Below are 16,611 nucleotides of genomic sequence, written 5' to 3'. Positions count from 1 at the left end.
CCTGAATTTGAACTTTCGCAAACTTTCGCTTGCCGACCTGCAGAATGCCGGCGAAACCGGCCGGCAGCCGGAGCTTGCCGTCTTCGATTTTCTCGCCGTCAATTTTCACCCCACCCTGCTGGATCATTCGCAGTGACTCGGAAGTGCTGCCGGTCAGCCCAAGGTCCTTGAGCAGCGCCGCAATCGGGTAGCCATCCACCGGCGCGACCCGGACCTGTTCCTCGAGATCGTCGGGCAACTGCCCCTGCCGGAAACGGGCTTCGAAATTCGCCAGCGCCTGCCCGGCAGCCGCCCGATCATGGAAGCGGGCAACCATCTCCTGGGCAAACCGGACCTTGCAGTCACGCGGATTGGCGCCCGCCTCGCATTCCCGCTTCCAGCCGGCAATGATGCTCATCGGTTCAAAGCTCAGCAACTCCATGTAGCGCCACATCAGCTCATCCGATATCGACATCAACTTGCCGAACATCTCGTCCGGCGACTCGGCAATACCCACGTAGTTACCCAGGGATTTGGACATCTTCTGCACGCCATCCAGCCCCTCGAGGATCGGCATGGTCAGCACCACCTGTGGGATCTGCCCATAGGCCTCCTGCAACTGGCGGCCCACCAGCAGGTTGAATTTCTGGTCAGTGCCGCCGAGCTCGACGTCCGCACGCATGGCCACCGAATCGTAGCCCTGGATCAAGGGGTAGAGAAATTCATGGATGGAAATCGGCTGGCCACCCCGATAGCGATTGCTGAAATCTTCCCGCTCCAGCATGCGTGCCACCGTGTGCTTGGCGGCCAGACCGATCAGATCGGCAGGGCTCATGGCGTTCATCCAGCTGCTGTTGAACATCACCAGCGTTTTCTCCGGATGCAGTATCTTGAAGATCTGCTCCTCGTAGGTTTTTGCATTCTCGATCACCTCGTCACGACTCAATGGCTTGCGAGTGACATTCTTGCCGGTCGGATCACCGATCATGCCGGTGAAATCGCCGATCAGAAACAGCGTCTCATGCCCGAGATCCTGGAACTGCTTGAGCTTGTTGAGCAGGACCGTATGCCCGAGATGCAGATCGGGAGCGGTCGGATCGAACCCGGCCTTGACACGCAACGGCCGTCCCTCGGCCAGCCGCTGGCGCAGCTGGTGCTCGGGAATGAGTTCGGCGGCTCCGCGCCGAAGGATATCCAGCGCTTCATCAATGGTGGCGGCAGTGTTCATAGGGTAGATCCTGATGCTGTCGTTCCGGGCACGCCCGGGGCGGGAAGAAGAACGTTACGAAAAGGCCCGGTCGACCGGAGTCGCCGGGCCTGCCATCGGCTCGGGCGGCCAGGATCAGACCGAGAAGGACGATCCGCAGCCGCAGGTGGTGGAAGCATTGGGATTGCGGATCACGAACTGGGATCCGGACAACCCCTCGGTATAGTCGATCTCGGCGCCCCCGAGGTATTGGACGCTCATGGCATCGATCAGCACGGTCACGCCGTTCTTCTCGATGCGGGTGTCATCATCGTTGACCTCCTCATCGAAGGTGAAGCCGTACTGAAAGCCCGAGCAACCGCCGCCCGTGACATAGACACGGAGCTTGAGATCCTGATTGTCCTCCTCGGCAAGGAGTTCGCTGACCTTGCTGGCCGCGCTGTCGGTGAATCGAATGGTTTCTTCGCTCATGGGTGGCATCCGCTGGTTGACTGTGCAGACCCTCGATTATCGATATTCCGGGTATTTCGATCAAGAATTCTCGATGGGCTCAACGGCAGCCCACTCGACCTCGAACCGGGCATTCAGGGTCGCCACGAGGTTGCGGGCGTAGCCGGTAAACACCTTGGTCCTGAAGGCCCCGGCGATCTGCTGGCCGATGGGGGTGAACCGGCGGTAGGCGATGCCCGCAGGCTCGGATGGCGCGTCCGTCTCGCCAGTGCCCTGCCGGGCCTTAGCCAAGGCCCAGATCCGATCACCATAGCGAATCCTGAGCCCCTGGCCGGCGCCAGCCTGGATACTGCCGCTCTCCTGCGCCAGCAGACCGATGTGAATCCAGTGCGAGGTGAGATCGATTTCCCGCCCATAGGCCCACATTTCCCGGCGGGCAAAATCCTGGTCGAACATGAACCGCCAGCCGCTCTCGAAGGCAAAGGCAAACGCGCAATAATCACGGAACGCATCGACCTCCCAGCCTTCCATTTCCGCCAGGAACCCCAGGGTGCGGCGACCGATGCTGCCAGCCTCGGTGCATTCCGACAGCAGCAGGCCCGACCAGGCCTCGACCTCGCTGTCCGTGGTCGCGCTGCGGGCACCCTCCAGGAAACGGCTCATCCACCCGGCATCGACAGCCGGACCCGTCTGTCGCGAATCCGCGGCTGTCACCGCACGGCGCAGCACCCGCTCGAGGCTGGCCTGGCTCAACAGCTGACGCCGCTGGTCCAGCAGGATCGCCCGGGTGGCGAACCCAGCCTCATCGCTGTCCCCGGAAACCAGTGCCGAGAGCGGGAACCCGAGCTGATCCACCAGCGCCAGCTCCAGCGCATGGGCCCCGCCGCCGCCCGCGAACGATGCCGCTGGCGATTCAATCCCGTCCTGCCGGCCGGCCGTCATCCGATGAACTCCAGACCACCCATGTAGGCACGCAGAACATCCGGCACCCGAATGCGCCCATCGGCCTCCTGACAGTTCTCGACGATGGCGATCAGGGTGCGTCCCACGGCCAGCCCCGAACCATTCAGGGTATGCACCAGCTCCGGCTTGCCAGTCTCGGGATTGCGCCAGCGCGCCTGCAAGCGTCGCGCCTGGAAATCGCGGAAATTGCTGCACGAGGAAATCTCTCGGTAGGCGCCCTGCCCCGGCAGCCAGACCTCCAGATCGTAGGTCTTGGCCGAGGAAAAACCGGTATCGCCCGCGCACAGCAACACGCGCCGGAACGGCAAACCCAGCCGCTGCAACACCGCTTCCGCATGTCCGGTCAGGGCCTCGTGCGCCTCGGCGGAGGTTTCCGGCGGCACGATCTGCACCAGCTCGACCTTCTCGAACTGGTGCTGCCGGATCATGCCCCGCGTGTCCTTGCCATAGGAACCGGCCTCGCTGCGGAAGCAGGGGGTGTGACAGACATACTTGAGCGGCATGGCGCCGGCTTCGACGATGTCGCCGCGCACCAGGTTGGTCACCGGTACCTCGGCCGTCGGAATCAGGTAATAGGGCGGTTCCGTGGCCAGCCGGAAAAGGTCGGTCTCGAACTTGGGCAGCTGGCCGGTGCCGCGAAGACTGTCGGCATTGACCATGAACGGCACGTAGGTCTCCGTATAGCCATGCTCCCCCACATGCAGATCGAGCATGAACTGCACCAGCGCGCGCTGCAACCGACACAGGGGCCCGAACAGGGTCACGAAGCGCGCACCGGCTATCCTGGCCGCCAGCTCGAAATCCATCAGTCCCAGGGTGCCGCCCAACTCGACATGATCCTTGGGCTCGAAATCGAAAACACGCGGTTCGCCCCAGCGATGCACTTCCCGATTGTCCTCCTCGCTGCGCCCGTCGGGCACGTCAGCGTCAAGAAGGTTGGGAACGCCCAGCAGCAGATCCTCGAGCGACGTCTGAATCTCGTCGAGCGCTGCCTCCATGCGCTTCAGCTCATCGCCAAAGCCCTGCATCTCGGCCAGCAGCGGCTCGATGTCCTCGCCGCGCGCCTTGGCCTGACCGATCAGCTTCGACCGGCTGTTGCGTTCGCTCTGCAGGGACTGGGTCTTCTGCTGCACCTCGCGGCGACGCTCCTCGAGCTCGCGGAAAGCGGCGGTATCCAGCCGGAAGCCGCGACGCGCGAGCTGCGCCTCCACCTGCTCCAGCTCCGTGCGGATCAATTTCGAATCTAGCATCTGAGGTCCTGATCAAGTAATGAATGTGGCTGTGACGTGCGCCCCGGCAGATCGGGTCAGGCCGCCGGCGACGGACGCAAGGCCCGCATGCTCTCGATCGATGGCTGGCGGACGATGCCACGTTCGGTGACCAGGACATCGATCAGGCTGGCGGGGGTGACATCGAAAACGGGATTCCAGGCACGGATCACGCTGCCCGGCGCCAGGTAGGTGGGCGGCAACAGCTCCCGGCTGTCGCGCTCCTCGATCTCGATGGCCTCGCCAACCGCCGTGTCCCAGTCGATGGTGGACATCGGCGCCACCACCATGAAGCGGACCCCGTGCTGCCGGGCGGCGACCGCCAGGGCATAGGTTCCGATTTTGTTGGCGGTATCGCCGTTGGCGGCAATCCGGTCGGCTCCGACGATGACCCACTGCACCTTGCCCGAACGCATCAGCAGCGCAGCGGCCAAATCCGCGATCAGCGTGGCGGGAATGCCATCCTGGTTGAGCTCCCAGGCGGTCAGCCGCGCGCCTTGGTTCCAGGGGCGGGTCTCGGTGGCGAAGATGGCCTTGCCGCCTTGTGCCCAAGCGCTGCGGATGACGCCCAATGCCGTGCCGTAGCCGCCCGTCGCCAGCGAGCCGGTATTGCAGTGCGTCAGCAAGCCGGTGGCATCCTGCACTTGCGCCGCGCCCCATGCACCCATGACGCGATTGGCCTCGATATCCGCCTCGTGAATCGCACTCGCCGCATCAAGCAGGGCCTGCAGGGGATCTTGCGTGGGTCGGGACAGGATCTCGCGCATGCGATCCAGCGCCCAGAAAAGATTCACTGCCGTGGGGCGCGACCTTGCCAGCGTGGCCAGATCCGCCTCGATGGCGACGCGCCAGGTCTCGGGGTTCTGCCGCCATCGCGCCCGGGCCGCCAGCACCACGCCATAGGCAGCGGCAATGCCGATGGCGGGGGCGCCGCGCACGGCCATATCCCGGATGGCATCGGCCACCTCGTTTGCCGACCGGCAGATGAGATACGTCAGCGTCTCGGGCAACCGACGCTGATCCAGCACCTGCAGGCTGTCATCGTTCCACCGCAGGGGGCGTACCGTATCGTTGAGAGGCTTGGTCATGGTCTCGGCGTCAAAAACTGTCTGCGGTTGCGGGGGAACCCTGGAGCATGCGCGCCTTCCAAGGGCTCACCTTTGTCAAGGGAAAGGTCATGAACGGGTCAAGGACATAACATCATGCTGCTGGAAATCTATATCTGGAGCTGGATCAATCTGCACCCCCGGCATCTCGCGCGGCGACTCACCCAGCTTGCGGTGATGTCGGCGCTGATATTGCTGCCGCTGCTGGCTCTCAACGTCGTCATGGTCAAGCGGGGCTTCGTGCCGGACAGGCCCGGGCCCGGGCTCGAGATCGATCTCAGCCAGGCCGGACCTGCCGGTGGCTGATGATCCGCCGCCGTCTGGCGAAACCTATTGCCGCCGTTGCCGGACCGCCTCGAACAGCAGGATGCCGGTTGCGACCGAGACATTCAGGCTCTCGACCGTGCCCGACATCGGTATCCGCACCAGCCAATCGCACCGTTCGCGGGTCAGGCGCCGCAGGCCCTTGCCTTCCGCTCCCATGACCAGCACCAGCGGCAGGGCAAGATCCACCTCGTAGACCGTCCGTTCCGCCTCCCCGGCGGCCCCCACCAGCCACAGCCCGGCCTCCCTGAACCAGCCCAGGGTTCTCGCCAGATTCGTCACCCGATAGATCGGCATGGTCTCGGCGGCACCACTGGCGACCTTGGCCACCACTGGCGTGATGCCGGCCGCCTGGTCCCGGGTCAGCACCACACCCTGCACACCGGCCGCATCGGCGGTCCTGAGGCAGGCCCCCAGGTTGTGCGGATCCTGGACATGATCCAGCACCAGGAACAGGGGCGCAGGCCCCGGCGCCTCCAGCGCCGTTTGCAACGCATGCTCGTCCAGTTCCGCGGGCAGGGTCATCTCGATCACCACGCCTTGGTGCGCCTGCCCCTCGGCCAAGGCATCCAGCCGGCCCCTGTGCGCCGCCTGTGGCCGGATGCCCAGCCGCCCCAGTGCATCGGTGACGGCGCTCAGGCGGCGGTCGACCCGGTCGGCGTCGACCCAGGCGGCGAGGATACGCTCGGGATGGCGCAGCAGGGCCGCCTCGACCGCATGCAGCCCGGCGACCCGCCGGCGCGCCTTCATGAACGGGACCGCTTCCGCTTCTTGCGGGGCCCTGCGGCAGACGGCTTCGGCTCGGGCGCCTTGACGATCTCGAGATCGATCTTGCGGTCGTCCAGATTGACGCGCGCCACCACGACCTTGACCACGTCGCCCATGCGATAGGTGATGCCGGTCCGCTCGCCCTTGAGGCTGAGGCCGGCGGGATCATAGTGGAAGAAATCCTTGTCCAGGCTGGCGACATGCACCAGCCCCTCGATGAAGATGTCCTTCAGTTCCACGAACAGCCCGAACGCCGTCACCGACGAGATGACCCCGTCGAATGCCTCGCCCAGCTTGTCGAGCATGTACTCACACTTGAGCCAGGCGACGACGTTGCGCGTCGCCTCGTCGGCCCGCCGCTCGGTGAAGGAGCAGTGCTCGCCCAGCTGGGCCATGTCATTGGTGCCGTAGGGGAACGCGCCGCGCTTCTTGCCCTCGATGGCATGACGGATGGCGCGGTGCACCAGCAGATCCGGATAGCGGCGGATCGGCGAGGTGAAATGGGTGTACATGTCCAGGGCCAGGCCGAAGTGGCCCTTCTGCTCCGGGCTGTAGACGGCCTGCGCCATGGAGCGCAGCAGCACGGTCTGGATCAGGTGCTCGTCCGGGCGTCCGGCGATCTCCTCGATCAGGCGGCAATAATCCCGTGGCTCCGGTTTTTCGGCGCCACCCAGATTCAGGCCCAGCCGCCCCAGCAGCGTGCGCAGATCGGCCAGCCGCTCGGCGCCGGGCCCTTCGTGAATGCGCACCAGATGGGGCAGCTTGTGCCGCTCCAGGAAGCGGGCCGCCGCCGTGTTGGCGGCCAGCATGCATTCCTCGATCAGCTTGTGGGCGTCGTTGCGCACGACCGGAATGATCTTCTCGATCTTCTTGCCCTCGCCGAAGACGATGCGCGACTCCTGGGTCTCGAAGTCGATGGCGGCACGGTCCTCGCGGGCCCGCCGCAGGGCACGGTAGAGCGCGTGCAGCTCCTCGATGTGCGGAATCAGGGTACGGTAGCGGCGGCGCGGCGCTTTCTCGCCGGCCAGGATCGCCGCCACCTCGGTGTAGGTCAGCCGGGCATGGGAATTCATCAGCCCCTGGAAGAAGCGCGAACGCAGCAGGGTGCCGTCGCGGCCGATGCTCATCTCGCAGACCATGCACAACCGGTCGACCTGTGGATTCAGGGAGCACAGGCCATTGGACAGCACCTCCGGCAACATGGGTATCACCCGGTTGGGGAAGTAGACCGATGTGCCCCGCCGCTGGGCTTCCTGATCCAGGGCGGTATCCGGCCTGACGTAATAGGAAACGTCGGCGATCGCCACCAGCAGCTTCCAGCCCTTGGCCGCAGGCTCGCAGTAAACCGCATCGTCGAAATCCCGCGCGTCCTCGCCGTCGATGGTCATCAGCGGCAGGTGCCGGATATCCTCGCGGTCCGCGCGGGCCGCCTCGGGAATTTCCTCGCCCAGGTGCCGAATCTCGGCCTGCACCGGCTCCGGCCACTCGCTGGGCAGATCGTAGCTGTGGATGGCGACCTCGATCTCCATGCCCGGCGCCATATGCTCGCCCAGCACATGGGTGATGCACCCGATGGGGTCGCGCTTGCGACTGGGCTGCTCGATGACCTCGACCACCACGATCTGGCCGGGTACGGCATTCGCCAGCGATTCGGCGGGAATCAGGAAATCGTGGGTAATGTACTTGCTGTCGGGCACCACGAAATAGATGCCACGCTCCTCGTGCAGGCGGCCAACAATGCGGTGGGTCTTGCGCTCCAGCACCTGCAGCACGCTGCCCTCGCGGCGTCCGCGACGATCGACCCCGCGCACGCAGACCAGCGCCCGGTCGTCGTGCATCAGGGCGCGCATTTCCTTGGAGGAAAGGTAGAGGTCCTCGCCGCCATCGTCCGGGCGCAGGAAACCGAAGCCATCGGGGTGGGCGATGACCCGGCCGGCGATGAGATCGGTCTGGTTGACGACGCAGTAGCGGTCGCGCCGGTTGCGGAGCAGCTGACCATCGCGCTCCATCGCATTCAGGCGGCGACGCAGCGATTCCAGATCATCGGGTTCCGTGATCTCCAGGAAACCCGCCACCTCCTCGCCCGCCAGGGGCACGCCCTGCTGTTTCATCACCTCCAGGATCAGCTCCCGACTGGGAATGGGGCGTTCGTACTTGCTGGCCTCGCGTTCGGCGAACGGATCCTTGAGCTTGGCTTTTCCGGGTGTCTTGGCAGTCAAGTTGCGGTTCTCGATGAGGTGGGCGTCAGGCAGGCGGAGCGATCAAGCAGACCGCAGGGCCGGATCGGCCATGGCAAGGGCGGATGAGTCGGCAAAGTGCATCTCGTCCGGGACAGTGGTTGTCGCATCAGGATAAAAACTTGAAGAGTATAACGATTGCCCGCCTTCAACTCTAACCCCAGCCGGCTCAAGCCCTGCAACCGCTGGCCGAACGATGGTCATGCGCCAGGCAGCCCGCTTTTGTTTTATAGTCCCGGGTCTAGCCTACACCGGGCCGAACGCCGCCCGCCCACCGCGCCGGAGGATTCCCTTATGTCGTCCCCCACCGTCGATATCGCCAAACCCATCCGCCTGTCCATCGCCGGCATGCGCTGCGCCGGCTGCGTCGAGGCGGTGGAAACCGCCCTGCGCAACACGCCCGGCGTGGACGCGGCGGATGTCAGTTTCGCCGATCATACCGCGCTGGTGCGTGGCCAGGTCGCGCCGGAAACCCTGAAAAAGGCCCTGCAGGATGCCGGCTATGACGGCGCGGTCATGGAGGGCCTGGAAGACCCGGCGGCGCAGGAGCACCTCGAGATGGACCGTTACCGGGAACTGCTGCACAAGGCCGGCGTCGCCGCCCTGCTCGGCGTCCCGCTGATGGTGGCCGAGCATTTCCACTGGCTGCCGATGCTCGGCGAACCGCTGGCGGGGCTGTTCTGGATCGTGATCTCGGCGCTGACCTTCGCGGTCATGCGCTACTCAGGTGGGCATTTCTTCCGTGGCGCCATCAAGAGCCTGGAACATCGCCAGGCCAACATGGATACCTTGATCGCCCTCGGCACCGGTGCCGCCTGGTTCTACTCCACCGCCGCCATCATCTTCTCCGACAGCCTGCCGCCGATGAGCCGTCACGCCTACTTCGAGGCAGCCGTCACCATCCTGGCGTTCATCAACCTGGGCGGCGCGCTGGAAATGCGCGCCCGGGGTCGCACCTCCTCGGCAATCCGTGCCCTCATCGGCCTGCAGCCGCGCACCGCCCGGGTCATCCGCGACGGGCAGGAAATGGACATCGCCATCGCCGAGGTCGGTCTCGACGAGGTGCTGCGGGTCAGGCCGGGGGAAAAGATTCCCGTCGATGGCGAAGTCATCGAGGGCCATTCCAGCGTCGACGAGTCGATGCTGACCGGCGAGCCGATGCCGGTGGAAAAGAATCCCGGCGACGAGGTTGTCTGCGGCACTCTGAACCAGACCGGTTCGTTCCTCTTCAAGGCCACCCGTATCGGCCGCGACACGGTGCTGGCGCAGATCATCGCCAGTGTCCGCAACGCCCAGGCCAGCAAACCCGAGATCGCGCGGCTGGTCGACCGGATTGCCGCCGTGTTCGTGCCGGTGGTGGTGGCGATTTCCGCGCTGACCTTCCTGGTCTGGTGGAACCTCGGCCCGGCCCCGGCTTCCGGCTACGCCTTCGTGACCGCCATGACCGTCCTGGTCATCGCCTGCCCCTGCGCGCTCGGGCTGGCGACGCCGATCTCCATCATGGTGGCGGTCGGCCGGGCGGCCCAGGCCGGGATCCTGATCCGCCAGGGCGACGCGCTGCAAAGCGCGGGGGGACTGACCACCCTGGTGCTGGACAAGACCGGCACCGTCACCGAAGGCAAGCCGCGGCTGGTGCGCATCGAAGCCAGTGGGGACTGGACCGAGGCAAGCGTCCTGCAATGGGCGGCCAGCCTGGAGCAGGGGTCCGAGCATCCGCTGGCCGCCGCCATCCTGGCCGGCGCCGCAGAGCGCCAGACCACACTGCTGCCGGTGGCCGGCTTTGGCGCGCTGGCGGGACACGGCGTGCGTGGCGAGATCGAGGGCAAGGCCGTGCTGCTCGGCAACCTGCCGCTGATGACGAACGCAGGCATCGCGGGCGGCAGCCTGACAAAGCGGCTCGATGAGCTGGCCGCGGCAGGTCAGACGCCGGTGATGCTGGCAGTCGATGGCCGGGCGGTGGGCCTTTTGTCGGTCGCCGACCCGATCAAGCCGGATTCGCGCGCCGCCATCGCCGCCCTGCGCGAACTGGGCATCCGCCTGCTGATGGTGACCGGCGACAACGAGATCACGGCCAGGGCCATCGCCCGCGAGGCGGGCATCGACGAGGTCCGCGCGCAGGTGCTGCCGCAGGACAAGGCCGCCGTCGTCAAGGCCCTGCAGACGCAGGGCGAGGCCGTGGGCATGGTCGGCGACGGCATCAACGATGCGCCGGCCCTGGCGCAGGCGAACGTCGGTTTCGCCATCGGCACGGGCACCGACATCGCCATCGAAAGCGGCGACGTGGTGCTGATGAGCGGCTCGCTGACCAAAGTGCCGGAAGCCATCCGGCTGTCGCGCGCCACTGTCCGCAACATCAAGCAGAATCTCCTGGGCGCTTTCATCTACAACGTGCTGGCCATTCCGGTCGCCGCCGGGCTGCTGTACCCGCTGTTCGGCCTGCTGCTGAACCCGATGATCGCCGGCGCGGCAATGGCGATGTCATCCGTGACCGTCGTCACCAACGCCAACCGGCTGCGCTTCATCAAGTAGGCGACGCCGCGCCTCCCCGGGCCACCGGCTCAGGCCGGCTTGGTGGCCCGGAACAGGCAATAGCGCACCAAGCCGCCATGGAAAACCTTCCATTGCGCCAGCGCGACCTTGAAGTTGGCGGTCTGCGCCTTCTTGCGCAGGCCCAGCACCTGCATCAGCGTCTGCATCGGGTAGGTCCAGAGCGCCGTCAGATACATGCGGCGGGCCGAGGGCAGGGTTTCCTGGGTTGCCTCGGTAACCTGCACGTCCCGGAATCCGCATTCCTCCAGACCCGCCTGGAATTCCTCGACGCTGGCGAGGTTCGGCACGGCCCAGCCGTTGAGGCAGTCCATGACGGCCTGCCACTCCTCCTCGTCGAAATCCCGCCGCGTGGCGTAGCCATCGCAGGCGATCAGCGTGCCACCCTTCTTCAGCAGCCGGTAGGCCTCGCGAAAGAAGTCGCGCTTGTCCACGGCATAGCAGCTGCTTTCGACGGCCCAGACCACGTCGAATGACTCGTCCGGAAATGGCGTCTTGAGAAAGTCGGCAACCTCGAAGTGCACCCTGTCGGCCACACCATGGCGTTCGGCATTGCGACGCGCGTGGCGCACCTGCTCGGCACTGACGGTGATGCCAGTGGCCCGGCAGCCGATGTGCTTGGCCAGCCAGATGGAGCTGCCGCCGATGCCGCAGCCGGCATCCAGCACATGGTCGGTGGGCTGGATGCCGGCGGTGACAGCCATGATGCGGTTCTTGTTCAGCAGGGCCTGGCTGTGGGTCCTGATGCCTTCTTCCCAGTAGCCGTAATGCAGGGCCAGGTTCTCGTTGTCGAACCAGGCGGTACGGTAGTCCCAGTAGCAGTCGTCGTAATGCTTGGCGGTATCGAGGCGTATCTCCTCCTCGGAGAACGCCGCGCCCTTGCGCAGGCTATCGGTACGGTAATCCCGGTTGGGCTCCAGGAAATAGGTTTTGGCTTTCGCGGATGCAGACATGGTCGATGGCTCGTGAGGTCAAAGGCGATCGGCCGCGCGGGCCGTGCGAGTCGGCGCGAGGGCCGCTGAGGGCTGGGAATAGGCTGGAAACGAAAATTTCCCGCCCCCCTGGCGAGGGACGGGAAATCCGGTGGGCATCCTAGGGATGCCCGGACACCCGGCAAGCCGGCCGCCGGAGGCGCGCGAAGCGCCCCGACGGCCGACCGGGGCTCAGAAGCTGAACCAGCCCGAGCCGAAGGCGGATGCGAACACCAGGCTGACGATGCTCATCAGCTTGATCAGGATGTTCAGCGACGGACCGGAGGTGTCCTTGAAGGGGTCGCCAACGGTATCGCCGACCACGGCCGCCTTGTGGGCGTCGGAGCCCTTGCCGCCATACTCGCCGGTCTCGATCCACTTCTTGGCGTTGTCCCAGGCGCCACCGGCATTGGCCATCATGACCGCCAGCAGGAAGCCGGAAGCGGTGGTGCCGACCAGCAGGCCAGCCAGCGCTTCCTTGCCAAGGATCATGCCCACCGCCAGCGGCACGATGACCGCCAGGGCGCCGGGCAGCATCATCTGCTTCAGGGCGCCCTCGGTGCTGATGCCCACGCAGGCGGCATAGTCGGGCTTGCCGGTGCCTTCCATGATGCCAGGAATTTCCTTGAACTGACGGCGTACCTCGAGAACGATGTCATGCGCGGCCTTGCCCACGGCGGTCATGGTGAGCGCCGAGAAGAAGTACGGCATCATCGCGCCGATCAGGATGCCCGGCAGCATGGTCGGGCTGAGGATATTGAGCGACTCCACCTTGGCGGCGGTGACATAGGCGGCCAGCAGAGCCAGCGCGGTCAGTACCGCGGAACCGATGGCAAAGCCCTTGCCGGTGGCAGCCGTGGTGTTGCCGAGGCTGTCGAGGGCGTCGGTACGCTCGCGGACTTCCTTGGGCAGATGGCTCATCTCGGCGATGCCGCCGGCGTTGTCGGCCACGGGACCATAGGCGTCTGTCGCGAGGGTCACGCCCAGGGTGCTGAGCATGCCGACACCGGCCAGAGCGACGGCATAGAGGCCGGCAGTGATGCTGCCATCGGCCTTCATGCCCAGCCAGATGCTCAGCAGGATGGCGACGGCGGTGATCAAGACCGGAATGGCGGTACTCATCATACCGACGGCGGTGCCCTGGATGATGGTGGTGGCGGCGCCGGTCTGGCAGGCGTTGGAAATCGACTTGACCGGTTTCTCGGTGTAGGAGGTGTAGTACTCGGTCACGTAGGCGATACCGTTGCCCGCCACCAGACCGACCAGGATCACCAGCCAGTAGTTGAAGCTCACGCCGGTCAGCAGCACCGCGGCCAGCGACAGGCCCAGGATCACCACGGATGCACCCCAGACCGAGCGGCGCAGGGCGTGCAGCAGGTCTTCCAGGCTAGCGTTCTCGTCGATCTTGTGGACGTACTTGTCGATGTGCTTGGTCAAGCAGGCCGGCAGCTTGATGGCTTCGTCGCCGCCGATGACCATGTAGATGCCGAACAGCGAAGCGACGACGCCGACCGCGGCAACCAGGAACGGCAGACCGATGAAGGCCATGGCATTGGCGCCCAGGCTCGCGCCTAGGGCGGCGGCGGCGATGATGGAGCCGCTGTAGCTCTCGAACAGGTCGGCGCCCATGCCGGCGACATCGCCAACGTTGTCGCCGACGTTGTCGGCAATGACCGCCGGATTGCGGGGATCATCCTCGGGGATGCCCTGCTCGACCTTGCCCACCAGGTCGGCGCCGACATCGGCGGCCTTGGTGTAGATGCCGCCACCGACACGGGCGAACAGCGCGATGCTGCTGGCGCCGAAGCCGAAGCCGGTGATGTAGGTCATCTGGTTGGGATCGCCGTTAAAGTACAGGAACAGCAGGGTCATGCCCAAGAGGCTGAAGCTGACCACCGACATGCCCATGATGGCGCCGCTGCCGAAAGCCACCCGCAGACCTTCGTGCAGGCCCTTGCTGGCCGCCGCCGCGGTGCGCACGTTGGCGCGTACCGCCACGTACATGCCGAGGTAGCCGGCGCCGGCCGAGGCGATGGCGCCGATGATGAACGACAGCGCGGTCTGCCATTGCAGGAAGACGGTGATGACGATGGCGACGACGGCGACGAACATGCCGAGCACCCGGTATTCCCGGTTCAGGAATGCGGATGCACCCTCCTGGATGGCTAGGGCGATGTTGCGCATGGTGTCGTTGCCTTGGTCGCAACTGAGCACGCGCTTGAATTGCCAGAGCACGTACCATACCCCGGCCAGTCCCATCAGCAATGCGATGGTCACTGATGCATTAGCTTGCAACACGATGTCTACCTCTCTGTAGTTATTTTGAATTTGTCTTGCCGGACGCAGCCCGGTGCTTTGCGGCATGCCAACGGGCGCGCGTCCACCCCCTGCGCGACCCCGCTCAGCGCGCTTGCCAGATGTGTTGAACCTGAGTTAACAGACCGTGCACGACCGCAAAAAACCTCGGCAGGGTACTCAAAAATGACCGGGAGCTCAATAAAAAACCACGCTCGCGTATCCGTTCGACCTGGAAAAGTTCCCACCGGCCGACCCGATCCGCACCTGCCGGGTTGACGCGACCCCCATCGCCTGCCCGAGCCGGTTCAGTCGATCACGCCGTTAGCTCTTGGCGGTGGAGGAATCCTGCAGGCGGATGATCCAGGGCTCGGGCGTGCGCGGGTCGATGTGGAAGGACAGGGAGGCATGCTTGTGCAGCAGGCCCTCCTCCCCGGAGGCGTTCGGGTTGAGTTGCCCCTTCTCGAGAAAATCCACCATGCGGCGAACGTTGTAGACCGCCAGCACGCGGTGCTCGCTCTGGTAGCTGTAGACCTGGTAGCCCACATTGGCCTCGCTCCAGGCCGGAATGCGGGCGATCAGCTCCTGCAGGCGGGCATCGTCGCCGCCGGCCAGGCTGCCGAGGATGGAACCCGGCCGCGTGCGGATCAGCCCTCGCAGGAAGTCGGCCAACCGGCCCTCGCGCTGCGCGTCCTGGAGCGAACGTACCTCCTCGCCGGAGAACGCGAAGGTCTCGGCGACCAGGTAATGGCGGTCCATCTCGCCGTCGTTGGCGAACAGCGACAGTTTGTCCAGCGCCGTGTGCTCCAGCGCATCGAGGAAGGCGCCGGGCGCCCGTATGTGCTTGTCGACCGCGACGACCCAGGGCAGGGCGCGGCCGGTCTTCTCGAAACGGTGCTTGACGCTGCCGATGGCGGCCTCGCGCGGCAGTTCGTCCTCGCGTCCGCGCGGCTTGACGATGAAGGCGTCGACGGCGGCGATCAGGGTCTTGAAGCCGGCCGCCTTGAAGTTGTCGACGATGCCCGAGTAGCGCGGGATGTAGGGAATGCTGGTGCCATCGTAGAGCAGATTGATGCGGTCCTGCCGCGCCTGGCTCGCGACCCAGTCACGCAGGCTGTTGGCAAACGGCTCCACGTAGATGTAGTCGTCGCTGTGATGGTTGGCCGCCGTCAGGACCAGGTAGAGATCGCTCTGCTTGCGAAATTCGTCCAGCGAGGCAACGACGAAATTGTCGCCGCAGCGGGAGCGGGCGATTTCCTCCACGGCCGTCTTGCCGGCACCGGCGCCGCCCATGCAGAGAAACAGGATCGGCGTTTCCGCCGGTGTCTTGCCACTGAAGATGGACGCCTTGACGCGGTCCAGCTTGCTGGCGATGTTGCTGAGCCGCTCGAAGGCGATCTCGACCGTGCGGCGCAGTCGCTCGTCGCCGTCGGCGGCCTCGATCAGGCGGTCGCGCAATCCCGGGTTGTTGGCCAGCGTGAACACCGGGGTCTTCTCGCCAGTGCATTCATGGAGCAGTTCCACGAACTCGGTATGGCTGGGCGAGCGCAGTCCCGTCAGGATGTTGACGTCCAGACAGAACAGCGGCGCCTCGCCGTTGGGCCCGATGGGGATGCCGTCGATCTCGCGCCGGTCGCGCAGGCTTTCGGTGCCCGGCAGATAGCCGATGACCTGCTCGGAGAGGGACAGGGGGTAATCGGCGAAGTGGATGCCGAGAGGGATCAGTTCCTCGCGCAGGCTGGAAAGGGGGACCAGACCACCATTGACCGTGACCAGGCAATCGATGCCATCCGGCGTCCGGTGACGCAGGAAGGGCATGCCGAACACGAAGGCCTTCTGTTCCGGCCACTTGCCATAGCCGTTCGGCGCGTTTTCCAGCGACCGCGCGCGGGTCGGGTCCATGGCATGACGGATGGCCCGGGTCACATCCTCCAGCGGAGTGTTGTAATCGTGCAGGACCGCCGCATCGCGGGCGTCGATGCGGCGAAAATCCAGGCCCTGCTCATAGACGCTGCTGAAGGCCGGCAGGTTGCTGAGCGCGATCATGAAGAAATCCAGCGTCAGCTTGTTGCCATAGCCGAACGGCTTGATGGTGCGCATGGTGTGGTAGAACCGCGCCAGCCGCTCGGCGATGTTGGAGGTGCGGATGACGAAGCCATTGTTGTCGAACAGGGCCGTATCCTTGTTCTCATCCTCGTTCAGCACCAGGCTCTCGATGGCCTCGCGGAAGCGCTTGCGCTTTTCCGCATCGGCCATGGTGCCGGGCCGGTCGCCGGTGATCGCCTGATCCTTCCAGTCCTGGAAGATCTCGCGATGGATGCGCGAAAACAGCTCGGTCAGGTAGGTGACCCGCTTGGCCTGGTCATGGGAAATCGTGCCTTCGGCTTCCTTCTGGAAGGTGGACAGCAGGCGCCGGCAATGCATGATGGCCAGGGCATTGCGCAGCCTCTTGAGCTGGGCGTGTCCGGCGATGGTCGGGTAGGCAGGATTGTTCAT

12 protein-coding genes are annotated in these 16,611 nt (G+C 65.3%); 2 read left to right on the top strand and 10 right to left on the bottom strand.

The window, feature by feature from the left end:
• The 5 genes from tyrS to mtnA all read right to left on the bottom strand — a co-directional run.
• Nucleotides 1-1,207, bottom strand: a 1,207-nt coding sequence (tyrS, locus tag ACYQ1H_RS07375) for a tyrosine--tRNA ligase (protein ID WP_460027403.1), incomplete at its 3' end; no start/stop codon positions are given.
• A gap of 114 nt (nucleotides 1,208-1,321) precedes the next feature.
• Nucleotides 1,322-1,666: an iron-sulfur cluster insertion protein ErpA gene (gene erpA / locus ACYQ1H_RS07370; protein ID WP_460027402.1), complete on the bottom strand. Its 345-nt coding sequence runs from the start codon at nucleotides 1,664-1,666 to the stop codon at nucleotides 1,322-1,324.
• Nucleotides 1,667-1,717: 51 nt separating this feature from the next.
• Nucleotides 1,718-2,578: a DUF2806 domain-containing protein gene (locus tag ACYQ1H_RS07365; RefSeq protein ID WP_460027401.1), complete on the bottom strand. Its 861-nt coding sequence runs from the start codon at nucleotides 2,576-2,578 to the stop codon at nucleotides 1,718-1,720.
• Nucleotides 2,575-3,849, bottom strand: coding sequence for a serine--tRNA ligase (serS, locus tag ACYQ1H_RS07360; protein ID WP_460027400.1), 1,275 nt, complete (start codon nucleotides 3,847-3,849; stop codon nucleotides 2,575-2,577). The genes ACYQ1H_RS07365 and serS overlap by 4 nt, the downstream gene beginning before the upstream one ends.
• 56 nt (nucleotides 3,850-3,905) lie before the next feature.
• Nucleotides 3,906-4,955: an S-methyl-5-thioribose-1-phosphate isomerase gene (mtnA, locus tag ACYQ1H_RS07355; protein ID WP_460027399.1), complete on the bottom strand. Its 1,050-nt coding sequence runs from the start codon at nucleotides 4,953-4,955 to the stop codon at nucleotides 3,906-3,908.
• Nucleotides 4,956-5,069: 114 nt separating this feature from the next.
• Here mtnA and ACYQ1H_RS07350 point away from each other — a divergent pair, with 114 nt between their 5' ends.
• Nucleotides 5,070-5,279 carry a hypothetical protein gene (locus ACYQ1H_RS07350; protein ID WP_460027398.1) on the top strand — a complete coding sequence of 70 codons (210 nt, stop codon included), beginning with the start codon at nucleotides 5,070-5,072 and terminating at the stop codon, nucleotides 5,277-5,279.
• Nucleotides 5,280-5,303: 24 nt separating this feature from the next.
• Here the strand turns inward: ACYQ1H_RS07350 and rlmB are convergent, their stop codons facing one another.
• A complete protein-coding gene (rlmB, locus tag ACYQ1H_RS07345; RefSeq protein ID WP_460027397.1) occupies nucleotides 5,304-6,047 on the bottom strand; it encodes a 23S rRNA (guanosine(2251)-2'-O)-methyltransferase RlmB in 744 nt (247 codons plus the stop codon).
• Nucleotides 6,044-8,284 carry a ribonuclease R gene (gene rnr, locus ACYQ1H_RS07340; RefSeq protein ID WP_460027396.1) on the bottom strand — a complete coding sequence of 747 codons (2,241 nt, stop codon included), beginning with the start codon at nucleotides 8,282-8,284 and terminating at the stop codon, nucleotides 6,044-6,046. Before rnr ends, rlmB begins: the two co-directional genes overlap by 4 nt.
• 312 nt (nucleotides 8,285-8,596) lie before the next feature.
• Between rnr and ACYQ1H_RS07335 the strand changes: the two genes are divergently transcribed.
• The gene (locus ACYQ1H_RS07335) at nucleotides 8,597-10,831 is read left to right on the top strand and encodes a heavy metal translocating P-type ATPase (protein WP_460027395.1); all 2,235 of its coding nucleotides are present in this window, start codon (nucleotides 8,597-8,599) and stop codon (nucleotides 10,829-10,831) included.
• A 29-nt stretch (nucleotides 10,832-10,860) separates the two neighbouring features.
• On the opposite strand, the gene ACYQ1H_RS07330 is transcribed toward ACYQ1H_RS07335, so the two are convergent.
• The 3 genes from ACYQ1H_RS07330 to ACYQ1H_RS07320 all read right to left on the bottom strand — a co-directional run bounded on the left by ACYQ1H_RS07330 (nucleotide 10,861) and on the right by ACYQ1H_RS07320 (nucleotide 16,611).
• Nucleotides 10,861-11,802, bottom strand: coding sequence for a class I SAM-dependent methyltransferase (locus ACYQ1H_RS07330; protein ID WP_460027394.1), 942 nt, complete (start codon nucleotides 11,800-11,802; stop codon nucleotides 10,861-10,863).
• Between the two features lie 210 nt (nucleotides 11,803-12,012).
• Nucleotides 12,013-14,079: a sodium-translocating pyrophosphatase gene (locus ACYQ1H_RS07325; protein ID WP_460027405.1), complete on the bottom strand. Its 2,067-nt coding sequence runs from the start codon at nucleotides 14,077-14,079 to the stop codon at nucleotides 12,013-12,015.
• A 360-nt stretch (nucleotides 14,080-14,439) separates the two neighbouring features.
• Nucleotides 14,440-16,611, bottom strand: a complete 2,172-nt coding sequence (locus ACYQ1H_RS07320; RefSeq protein WP_460027393.1) for a zeta toxin family protein — start codon at nucleotides 16,609-16,611, stop codon at nucleotides 14,440-14,442.

This window comes from Methyloparacoccus murrellii (assembly GCF_054657115.1).
Note: the sequence above shows the minus strand (reverse complement) of the source record. Positions and strands in the feature narration are given on the sequence as shown.